Raw genomic sequence first — 10,153 nt, forward strand, 5'->3', positions numbered from 1 at the left:
GACAATCTGCATCTGGCCCGCAGCCGCAATGATATGGGCATCGCGATTTACCGAATCGTGCTGCGAGAGAAGCTGCTCGTAACGCTTCGCGGAGCCCTTGCACTCAAGAGTCAGCTGCTTTCGTTTGCAGAGGAGCATAAGGGCACGATCATGATCGGGTATACGCATACGCAGCAGGCGCAGCCGACGACGTTGGCACACTATATTCTGGCGATGGCCGATTCACTGGACCGCGACATCCGCCGGCTGCAGGCGGCTTATGCCAACTGCAACCGAAGCAGCATGGGGGCGGCAGCATTGACCACATCCGGCTTCGCCATCAGCAGGGAGCGGGTGAAGGATCTGCTGGGCTTCGACGAGCTGATCTATAACTCTTACGACGCGATTGGCGGTGCCGATTATGTCGGCGAGATGATGACGGCCGTGCAGCTGGCCGCGATTAACCTGGGCAGGTCGTCGCAGGATTTCCTGCTGTGGTGTACACAGGAATTCGGCATGCTGCGCGTGGCCGATCCTTACGTGCAAATCAGCTCGATCATGCCGCAGAAGAGAAATCCGGTATCGTTCGAGCATATGCGCGCGCTGCTCTCCAGCTGCGTCGGCAATACCCAAACCGTGCTGACCATGATGCACAACACGCCATTCGGCGATATCGTCGATACGGAAGACGACATGCAGCCTTATGCCTGGAAGGCGCTAAAGGTGCTGGAACGAATGTATCGTCTGCTCTCCTGCGTCATCGGGACCGTGGACGTCAATAAGGAAGTGCTGCGGAAGCGGACCGAGGGCAGCTTTGCCACGGTGACCGAGCTTGCAGATACGCTGGTGCGCTCCGACCGTTTGTCGTTCCGCAGCTCCCATCATATTGTAAGCCGTCTCGTGAAGCGTGCCGTCGCCGATGGACTTGCCGCTAACCAAATTACGCTGGAGCTGGTCAATGAGATCGCGCTGCAGGTCATCGGCCGGAAGCTTGCGCTGACGGAGGAGCAGCTGCGAATGGCGCTGGATCCGGTTCATTTTGTGGATATCCGTACGCTACCCGGCGGGCCTGCTCCTTCGGAAATTCAAAGCGTGATCGCGAAGCGGAAAGGGGCCCAGCAGACTCAGGAGCAATGGCTGGACGCAGCCCGCAAACAGGCAGACGGAGCCTTGAAGAACCTGGATGACATCTTGGCCGGCTGGAGCGGCAGCCGATGAACATAGCAACAATTCCTCTGCTGGCCGTAGACGGCGGGGGGACGAAGTGTCTGGCCGTGCTTGCGGATGCCGAGGGCCGGGTGCTGGCGAGCGGGCGTGCGGGATCATGCAACTACCAGGGAGTAGGGCGCGAAGCCGCGGCGCTTGAGCTTACGCGTGCAATCGAGGAAGCCAAGAGGCAGCTGGCGGATCTGGATATTCAAGGGAATACGCAGTCTGCGTTTGACGGGGATGCTGCTCCTCTCCCTACTCAGGCCGAAGATCCTTCACCTGCCGTAACAGTAGAGTCACCGCTGCATGTTGCCTGCGCGGTGTTCGGCCTCGCCGGCCTGGATACTGACTATGACCGTCAGGTGATTGAGGAGCTTGTCCATGAAGCGCTTCGAAACACGCAGGTGCAGGCCGACCGCATCATCGTGGAGAATGACGGCGTGGCCGCTCTACTAGGTGCCACAGGCGGTGCCCCCGGCATTCTGGTCATTGCCGGTACCGGCTCAATCGTGTACGGGATTAACAAGAGCGGTGAAAGCGCCCGTGCCGGCGGCTGGGGCCACCGTGTCGGCGATGAAGGCAGCGGCTATTGGATCGGTAAGCAGGCCATTATCGCCGCACTACGTGGATATGACGGAAGGAGCGGCGCCACGGCGTTAACGGTTAAGCTGCTGCATCATCTGAAGCTGCGCACGGAAGAGGAACTGTTCAACTGGGCCTACTCCGCGGCATACAGCGTGGAGAAAACAGCCGGGCTCAGCAAGCTCGTGAGTGAAGCGGAGCAGGAGGGAGACGTGTCTGCGCGTATGATTCTCGAGGCTGCTGCCGACGAGTTGTTTCTAGGGGCCCGGGCCGTGATCGAAAGAATCGGATTGGCTGAAGCGGAAGAGCCATTTCGCCCTGATTTTGCAGGGAGGCGTGCTGCAGAATATTCCGCTTGTGCGAAGCCGATTGGCGGAACGAATCCGTTCCATCTCGCCTCTGGCCAGCGTTGACGAGGCAAAGATGGAGCCGATTTACGGGGTGATTGCGCAGGGGATGCGGCTGCTGGGGAAGGGGAGTGTTTCGTAGTAGACTGCCGAGGACCATCTTGTCCCATACCCTTTAATAAAGACCAATGGCTTAGCTTGAAGCGCCTTTGCTAATGCAATCACTGTTTGCATAGAAGGCGCTTTTTCTCCGTTCTCTAGTTCACCGACGCTCCGCTTACTGCAATCAATACTTGGTCGATCGTCAATAAAAGACTGAAGCCCGTAATAGAGCGTTCAGTCTTTTTTCGTAAATGCTGCGCCCTTGCAGTCCGGCCAATCACGTTAGCCGAGTTAGTTCGTGTGTGCGACGGCTCTGATTTCGATCAGCTGCTCAGGAGACGCGAGATATGTTACGCCGATGCAGCTGCCGGCCGGCCTGTGTTGTCCGATGTATTCCTTGAACAGCCGAATGCAAGGCTCGAAGTGCTCTTGCGCGTTTGTCAGATAGATCTCAACATAAGCCAGGTTCGACTTTGTGACACCAAATCCCGCCAGTACTCGAGTACTCGATCCAGATTTTCCAGCGTCTGCCGGGTCTGTGCTTCGATATCTCCCTCGCCAACAAATGCTCCCTCTGTATCGTGGGAAAATTGTCCCGAAATGTAAATGGTGCCGTTGACGCTATAGCCCTGGGTGATGCCGTGATCCCAAAGATCGTGATTGTAGGTTTTCACTGTAGTCATTTTTTTCTCTCCTTTACTTCAAAGTAAGGCAAGTATAAGATGAGAAAAAATAAAATATAGTACGCACTTTATTGATAGGTACTATCAGAAAGGGTAGTGCAAATATGAGTATGGCTGAGTATAAAGGCAAAGTTAAAAATGTTCAGGATACACCTTTTGGATACACATTATCCGTTATTGGCGGCAAATGGAAAATGGTGATTATCTACCTCCTGGCAGAAAATCAAACGGTTCGCTTTAATGATCTGAAGAGACAGATCGGGGCTATTACTTTTAAAACATTGAGTTCACAACTTAAAGAATTGGAAGCGGATGGGATGGTGAAACGGAAAGAGTATCCTCAAGTTCCTCCAAAAGTCGAGTACAGCCTTACAGAGAAAGCGGAGACACTCTTACCCGTTTTGGAAGGGTTATGCGAGTGGGGAGTAAAAAACCAACCGAAGACATGAGTGGCTTTCAATTAACGGGAAACGTTAGTTCAACGCCGGCTGCGTTGTTATAATTCGTAAATATGCATTGGAGGCAAAATAGGAATGAAATTTTCGGATGATGACTTGGTAATTCGCCTGCATGAACGGTCAGATACAGCAAACATTGTAACCATGATTAATCGTGACCCATTGCATATGTTGAACGGGCTAACGGCCGAAGCGTTTGAGCAGGATTTAGATGAACCCGGGGAACGAATCCGGGATAACACGTTTGTTGTTGATCTTGGACAGACAACCGTCGGTTATTTTTCTTTATGTTTTGTTGAACGAACTACACACATTTCCGTATATTGTTACGGGACGGTGGACGTTGATTGGCGTAGACGAGGCATTGGTACGGCAATGTTTAAGTTCATTTTCACACGACTGGAAGACATCGCAAGGCAAGAGGGGAATCCAATTCACTTTATTCATCGTGCACTCACGAGTATTTCTGGAGAAACCGCTCTTGGTGCCAATTTTGGCATGCAGGAGCAAAACAGCCTGGGTATTTTGTGCTTAAACGACCTAAACCACATCAAAGTTTCGAGCCCTCCATTAGAATTTAAATTCCGTCCCCCTACGCTAGAGGATGCTCCAATTTGGGCAGAGATTTATAACAATGCATTCGGTGGTAACAAAACGGTTGAGAGTGTCATTCACGAATTTCAGGGAACGGGCTTTTCCCAAAATCTTTATATGCTATGTGCACATGAAACAGGGAAAGCGGTTGGCCTCCTCTGCTCTACACTGAGAGGAACTCATGCTAGAATACCGACAATTGCAGTAAAGCGTGAATGGCACAGACGTGGTATTGGGGAAGCGATGTTATCCGAAATATTACAGAGACTTCAGCATTCAGGTGCGGTAGATGTGCGGTTAAGCGTAGAAAGTAAAAATGACGCGGCTAAGCGGCTCTATACAAAATTTGGTTTTCAAGAGGAATATAAAAGAATTCATTATGAAGCGATCTTCTCGCCTTAGCAGATTACCCTATTTCGGCAGGCTTGGTATTGCGGAATATGATACAGTTGGTATATTTCTAATGATTATCCGCAACATTATCCATTTGGATTGCGTTTACCTAACTGAAGAGAGTATATCGCAAAGAAGTTTGGACTACAGAATGGAGCTAGGGTCCAAAGTATAATAGAACCGTGGGAGTAATCATCTATGAAAAAACAAAAATCGCACTAACACTTTCATTAGTGTGTACCTTACTAATCGGTAATTCAGCGATAAGCTTCGCCAATAATTTTTCAAATACGGTTGACAATGGGAAAATTGAAAATGGACGAATACTGATTCCACTACGTGCTGTTTCAGAGAAATTCAATTCAGAAGTGACTTGGAACCAGGCCAAAAAAAGCATTACGATTATTCGTGGCAAACGAGAGCTATTGCTGCATGTTAATTCTCGTACGGCTTTATTAAATAACGCTGCTCTCAGCCTTGATGTGCCAGCAAGAATTGATAATGGAACAACCTATATTCCAGCACGTGTTTTTGCTGAAGCCTTTGGCGGAACCGCGCTGTGGTCCGAACAAGAACGACAAGCAACCATTACGATCGGTCTGCAGCAGGTCTTTATCCATACAGAGCCGCTAAAGCCTTGGAGAATGAGTCAGGAGAGAATAAACGTACTTAATGCAAAGATAAATGAAGCCACCGATCTCTCAAGCTTTTCGCAAATTCGAACCTATTTCAGCCCGTATTTCACGGACTCGTTTATAAACAAGATTATTTACAGCAATGGCATTAAAAATACGCTATACTAACAAAAATGGCCAATATTACCTACGACAGCACTACAGCTGCGAGAATGCACCAATCTGCTTACTTTGAAAGTGGTCCTATCAATCTCGAGCTCGTTGATCGTTATGTATTCTATAAATTGGTTGATAACCAATGGAAGGTAGACGATGTGAATGTGGGCAGGCAAATAATTGGGCCATAATGAGGTATGTTTGCCTGTTCTGAACGAACTAAACATCCCTATCGTCTATTGATAAGATGAAAAACCGAGGTGATTATTGTGGAAGAGTTACTTTCACGAATGAAACATATTCACGGAAGGATGATTGACGGAAGGCGACATTTCTGGGATGTAGAGAAACTATGGGAGTTATCCAAAAACCTACCCGTTCATAAAATCAGTATCGATTCAATAAAGGAACTGGATCAGGATTGTTGGTTTGCAGATAGCAGGAGGACACCCATTCCAACGATACGCAATGTTGTGCTTCATTGTCAGCGGATTATCAACGCCAACATGGAGTACCCCATATTATTATGTTCAGATGGACAATTAATTGATGGGGGACATCGAATTGCAAAAGCATTAATGGATGAAAAAAGTGAAATTGATGCCGTATATATTTCATTGCCGACGGCGGATGTGATTCAATGAGGAATTATGTTTAAAACCTTCTATTAGAAGCAAGCTAGCAATAAAGCTCTAATAGGAGGTTTTTTTTATGCTTATAAACAATAATCCTTGACTTACAGTTAACTCTAGGCCTTATACTTCAACTAAACATCAAGGAATCGCAGTAAATCTAACAAAGACTAGGAAAGGAGATTGGAGAAAACATAGCATGTTTGAAAAATGTATTTTCAGTAAATAGAAACCATACTAGAATTGGAGATTCAACTCATAATGAGCAAAAATAATGCAGGGAATGTTTTCGGCCTGGCTTTGTTGCTGGGTTTATTTTCGACGTTAGGCCCGTTTACGATTGATATGTATTTACCGGCATTTCCTGAAATCGCAGAAAATTTCAATACGAGTGCGTCACTCGTCCAGTTTAGCCTGACGGCTTGTTTGCTTGGACTAGGCATAGGTCAGCTCGTTATGGGCTCGCTAAGCGATGTGTATGGCCGGCGGAACCCGCTGCTGATTTCCATGGCCGTATATATCATCTCCTCGTTAGCTTGCGCATTCGCACCCAATATTGGCTTGCTGATCCTGTTCCGATTCGCCCAAGGGTTTTCCGCTTCCGCGGGAATCGTCATTTCGCGAGCCATAGCCCGCGACCTGTACAGCGGCCACGAACTTACTAAATTTTTCTCTTTGCTGCTGCTTGTCGGTAATTTGGGTCCACTTGCTGCACCGATTGCAGGCAGCGGTATTCTTTCGTTCACAACGTGGATTGGCGTGTTTATCGCGCTGTCTCTGCTGGGGATTTACTTGTGGGCGATGACAAAATGGCGCTTGAAAGAGACGCTCCCCACGGAAAGACGCGAGAAACCCAACTTCGCGAACCAGCTGCGCAGCTACGGACATCTTTTGCGTGACCGCCAGTTCGTCGGGTACATGCTGGCACAGGGAATTATGATCGCCGGTGTCTTTGCTTATGTTTCAGGAACGCCTTTTATCTATCAAAATATTTATGGCGTCACACCGGCCGTTTTCGCCTTGCTTTTCGGATCGAATGGCATCAGCTTGATTATAGGCTCGCAATTAGTGGGACGGATGGCGCACCGCATATCCGAACAGACTTTTCTGCTGTTTGGCCTATGGGTAGCCTTATCGGCAAGCATCGTCGTTTTAGTGGTCGCTGTATTCCATGGTCCGCTGTTCGCCTTGGTCATCCCGCTGTTTTTCTTTGTTTGCTCCATCGGCATTACATCCACTGCGGCCTTTCCGCTTGCCATGGAGAGACAGGCCAATATGGCGGGAAGTGCTGCAGCACTCCTGGGGGTTATCCCTTTTCTGCTTGGTGCGGTGGTTGCTCCTATGGTTGGGATCGCCGGTGAAAACACCGCCGTTCCGCTAGGCCTGATTATTTTAGCGACGAGCACTGCAGCCATGCTCGCTTATTTCGGACTGGTAAGAAAAGCTCCGAGTGCATCACAACAAGCTCAAATCCGAGCCTGATTTTTAGATCTGACTGAGTTAGTAAAGCTTATGGAGAACAATTAGCTTAAAAACAACACAACAGCAGCCGGCAATGAGCCGGCTGCTGTATTTGTAAACAATCGTTTTTTAAGTAGAACATCCTCGTGACATCCCACGGAAGGAAGAGGGCTAGATTTTCTTTATTGACATAATATTCCATTGGTATTATAGTGTATCTAATAACATTGCTTTCAAAAGCGACGAAGAGGACAAGTAGATCCGGAAATGCTGTTCAGAGAACTGCCGGTTGGTGCGAGGCAGCGGATATCCGAATCAAAAAATCACCTCAGAGCTGGCCCCCGAATTATAGTAGATGGGCCCGGGATTCTACCGTTACAAAGAAGCATCGTTGTTGGACGATGGCTAAGAGGGCGTTTATTATAAACGTCAATCAGGGTGGTAACGCGGAGCAACTCCGTCCCTAATGGGATGGGGTTTTTTTGCGTCTTCATAAATTAATGATTAAATTGGAGGTTATCGAATGAGTAAATGATGCTGAAGCTTTGGAAAAATTGGCAGACGAAAAATCAGCAAACCGTAAGAAGGAACGATTAGTTTAAGAAATATGGAAGAACGCTGAGCGGATGAAAGGGTGATATTGTAATGCAATTCAAGTTGTATACGGATGTGCATGAGTTCTACAATGATACCTATGATGTGTTGATGCGTCATGAAGCACAAAATTTGATTCCTCTTGGCAATATCATAATTGGGCATGAAGGAAAAGACAAAACAGACTGGCGTGACCCTGTAAATTGGCTTATGGCAACTATTTCGGATGCTAAGGGCATACAACTTACCGCCATCATGACACCTCCACACAATATTACGCTTTATGCAACAGACAACATAATTAACCCAGAAGCTATAAACTGTCTGATAGATGGGCTGAAAGACCGTGAAATTCCAGGTGTGATAACCGAGAAAAACTTGGCAGAGTATTTTGCCAAAGAATATACCTTGCGCAAGGGAATCACCTTTAAAACATCCATGAGCCAACGTATATATGAACTTACAGCAGTAAACCCAGGCATTCAAAAGGTTGGTGTCGTTCGATTGCTAGATGAAAAGGATATTCACTTTTTCCCATACTGGGCTGAAGCATTTTATGCAGCGGGGAGTTATGGCAAAACAGAAATGTCCATACCGCAAGATGCAGACCCTTACCTCTACCGAATAGCATCGAAAAAACTCTATATTTTAGAGGACAACGGGATACCCGTTTCTATGGCAGGATATACAAGGGAAATGGAGACGGCTATCGGTGTGGCATTTGTATATACCCCTCCATATGAACGCAGGAAGGGTTACGCTACTTCAATTGTGGCGCAAATAAGCCAACTTGCATTGGATAAAGGGTTTACTAAGTGCGTCTTATATACGGACTTAGCAAATCCCACTTCAAATAGCATCTATCAAAAGATAGGCTATATGCCAATTTGTGATTCGCTCCAGTTAAAATTTGAATAGTAGAATGATGCGGACAGAACCTCTATGAATTAACGGGTACGATAGTTTAAAGAAAGAGCCATCCCGCAAAGGATGGCTCTAAAACTTGCCGTTTCAGGTAGCGTGGAGTACCGTACCATAAGTAACGGTAAGTTATTGAGCGAAAGGGTAAAGGTGCTTTAGAACTGAATGATCACGTTACCTTTTTTACGTTCGGTCTCTACATATTTGTGGGCATCCGGCAGACATTCTAAAAGATATCGACGATCGATTACGGCGCATAGTGTTCCATTGTTGGCGAGTTCCATGAGAAATGACAAATTAGCTTTGTTTTGCATCAGTCCGGCTGTTGCAAAAACAGCCCTTTTGCCTTTAAACAGAGATGTCCGAATCATCTGAAAGAGGATCGACAACCTGGGCGCGGTTGTCAGATATATTCCCTTGGCCGTAAGCACGTGCTTGCAAGCCGAGAAGGAGCGTTTGCCTACGGCATCAAAAACGACATCATAGGCTTTGACTGCCTTCGTAAAGTCTTCCCGGGTATAATCGATAACGAAGTCCGCACCTGCTTTTCTAACCAGATCTTCGTTGGCGGCTGAGCAGACACCGGTTACTTCAGCGCCATAGAATTTGGCTAATTGCACAGCGTAAATGCCCACAGCCCCCGAGGCGCCGTTAATCAGCACTTTCTGCCCCCTCCGCAGCTTTGCCTTATCTCTTAGAAACGTCAATGCGGTAGCACCCCCGTCACAGACGCCGACAGCTTCTTCAAATGCGATGTTGTCCGGTATAACCACAAGGGGACTCTCTTCGGAAAGACACTTATATTCGGCATAGGCACCGAAGTTTTTGACACTCATACCCAAGACGCGATCCCCTGGCTTAAAATGCTGTACTTCCTTACCGACCGCTTCGATCACACCAGCTAATTCAGTTCCTCCTACCGCAAATTTCGGCCTGGATAGCCCGTATAAGAGTTTAATCATAAACGGATTGCCCTTGCGAAAGGCACAGTCCGACGGCCCTACTTTGGCAGCTTGAATACGTATGAGCAGCTCCTTACTTCCAGGCGATGGTTTCACGATTTCTCGCATAACAATCACTTCCGGTGGACCATACGAATTTTGAACCATGGCTCTCATGGGTTTCCCCCTCCTAACGGTAATTTTACTGCAGCGGACATTTACAAGAGGCTCCCCAACGTAAGAAAATGGATAGAGAAGCAAAAGCGGAGAAGGAGATGAAGGCAGGAGACAATGAAAGATATTCTGTACAAATACATGTCGAGATGGACGTCTCTTAGCAAGGAAGATCAGCAAGCCATAGTGAACGAAATCCGCTTGGAGGAGTTTCCAAAGGGAACCGTACTCTTTAACCAAGGAGATATCCCTACAGCATGCTATTTCATCTTGAAAGGCTGTGTAAGGCAGT

General features: G+C 47.7%; 11 protein-coding genes, 1 pseudogene and 1 other annotated feature. Of the genes and pseudogenes, 9 read left to right on the forward strand and 3 right to left on the reverse strand.

All coding sequences use genetic code 11. The features are described from left to right. Both argH and CPT76_RS19645 read left to right on the forward strand, forming a co-directional pair. Nucleotides 1-1,197: argininosuccinate lyase (argH, locus tag CPT76_RS19640; protein WP_105444159.1), on the forward strand; the 1,197-nt coding region annotated here is incomplete at its 5' end. Continuing rightward, complete coding sequence (locus tag CPT76_RS19645) at nt 1,194-2,183, forward strand: N-acetylglucosamine kinase (RefSeq protein WP_308737637.1); 990 nt, start codon at nt 1,194-1,196, stop codon at nt 2,181-2,183. The genes argH and CPT76_RS19645, both read left to right, overlap by 4 nt. A 21-nt stretch (nt 2,184-2,204) precedes the next feature. Here the strand turns inward: CPT76_RS19645 and CPT76_RS19650 are convergent, their stop codons facing one another. Both CPT76_RS19650 and CPT76_RS19655 read right to left on the reverse strand, forming a co-directional pair. After that, on the reverse strand, nt 2,205-2,426 hold the full coding sequence (locus CPT76_RS19650; protein WP_105444160.1) for a helix-turn-helix domain-containing protein: 222 nt from the start codon (nt 2,424-2,426) through the stop codon (nt 2,205-2,207). Between the two features lie 84 nt (nt 2,427-2,510). Next, a pseudogene (locus CPT76_RS19655) lies at nt 2,511-2,902 on the reverse strand (RidA family protein). A gap of 104 nt (nt 2,903-3,006) precedes the next feature. Here CPT76_RS19655 and CPT76_RS19660 point away from each other — a divergent pair. The 6 genes from CPT76_RS19660 (at nt 3,007) to CPT76_RS19685 (ending at nt 8,743) form a co-directional block, all read left to right on the forward strand. Next, nucleotides 3,007-3,351, forward strand: a complete 345-nt coding sequence (locus CPT76_RS19660) for a winged helix-turn-helix transcriptional regulator (RefSeq protein WP_105444161.1) — start codon at nt 3,007-3,009, stop codon at nt 3,349-3,351. Nucleotides 3,352-3,435: 84 nt separating this feature from the next. Next, the gene (locus CPT76_RS19665; protein WP_105444162.1) at nt 3,436-4,356 is read left to right on the forward strand and encodes a GNAT family N-acetyltransferase; all 921 of its coding nucleotides are present in this window, start codon (nt 3,436-3,438) and stop codon (nt 4,354-4,356) included. Nucleotides 4,357-4,529: 173 nt separating this feature from the next. Further along, nucleotides 4,530-5,150 carry a stalk domain-containing protein gene (locus CPT76_RS19670; RefSeq protein WP_258168665.1) on the forward strand — a complete coding sequence of 207 codons (621 nt, stop codon included), beginning with the start codon at nt 4,530-4,532 and terminating at the stop codon, nt 5,148-5,150. Nucleotides 5,151-5,398: 248 nt separating this feature from the next. After that, the gene (locus tag CPT76_RS19675) at nt 5,399-5,782 is read left to right on the forward strand and encodes a chromosome partitioning protein ParB (protein ID WP_146116362.1); all 384 of its coding nucleotides are present in this window, start codon (nt 5,399-5,401) and stop codon (nt 5,780-5,782) included. Nucleotides 5,783-6,031: 249 nt separating this feature from the next. Next, complete coding sequence (locus CPT76_RS19680) at nt 6,032-7,252, forward strand: multidrug effflux MFS transporter (protein WP_105444164.1); 1,221 nt, start codon at nt 6,032-6,034, stop codon at nt 7,250-7,252. Nucleotides 7,253-7,464: 212 nt separating this feature from the next. Then, nucleotides 7,465-7,699, forward strand: a binding site (T-box leader). 177 nt (nt 7,700-7,876) lie between these two features. Next, nucleotides 7,877-8,743 (forward strand): GNAT family N-acetyltransferase, encoded by an 867-nt coding sequence (locus CPT76_RS19685; protein ID WP_105444165.1) that lies wholly within the window; start codon nt 7,877-7,879, stop codon nt 8,741-8,743. A gap of 158 nt (nt 8,744-8,901) precedes the next feature. Here the strand turns inward: CPT76_RS19685 and CPT76_RS19690 are convergent, their stop codons facing one another. After that, nucleotides 8,902-9,864: an NAD(P)-dependent alcohol dehydrogenase gene (locus CPT76_RS19690; RefSeq protein ID WP_105444166.1), complete on the reverse strand. Its 963-nt coding sequence runs from the start codon at nt 9,862-9,864 to the stop codon at nt 8,902-8,904. A 114-nt stretch (nt 9,865-9,978) separates the two neighbouring features. On the opposite strand from CPT76_RS19690, the gene CPT76_RS40095 reads away from it, so the two are divergent. Continuing rightward, nucleotides 9,979-10,153: cyclic nucleotide-binding domain-containing protein (locus CPT76_RS40095; RefSeq protein WP_258168706.1), on the forward strand; the 175-nt coding region annotated here is incomplete at its 3' end.

Source organism: Paenibacillus sp. AR247 (genome assembly GCF_002968895.1).
GTDB classification, from domain to species: domain Bacteria; phylum Bacillota; class Bacilli; order Paenibacillales; family Paenibacillaceae; genus Paenibacillus_AQ; species Paenibacillus_AQ favisporus.

Excerpts from the sequence above, each read along its gene's own strand:
- CPT76_RS19665 (WP_105444162.1), top strand. The coding sequence starts at position 3,436 with ATGAAATTTTCGGATGATGACTTGGTAATTCGCCTGCATGAACGGTCA.
- CPT76_RS19685 (WP_105444165.1), top strand. The coding sequence starts at position 7,877 with ATGCAATTCAAGTTGTATACGGATGTGCATGAGTTCTACAATGATACC.
- CPT76_RS19645 (WP_308737637.1), top strand. The coding sequence starts at position 1,194 with ATGAACATAGCAACAATTCCTCTGCTGGCCGTAGACGGCGGGGGGACG.
- CPT76_RS19690 (WP_105444166.1), bottom strand. The coding sequence starts at position 9,864 with ATGAGAGCCATGGTTCAAAATTCGTATGGTCCACCGGAAGTGATTGTT.
- CPT76_RS19660 (WP_105444161.1), top strand. The coding sequence starts at position 3,007 with ATGAGTATGGCTGAGTATAAAGGCAAAGTTAAAAATGTTCAGGATACA.
- CPT76_RS19680 (WP_105444164.1), top strand. The coding sequence starts at position 6,032 with ATGAGCAAAAATAATGCAGGGAATGTTTTCGGCCTGGCTTTGTTGCTG.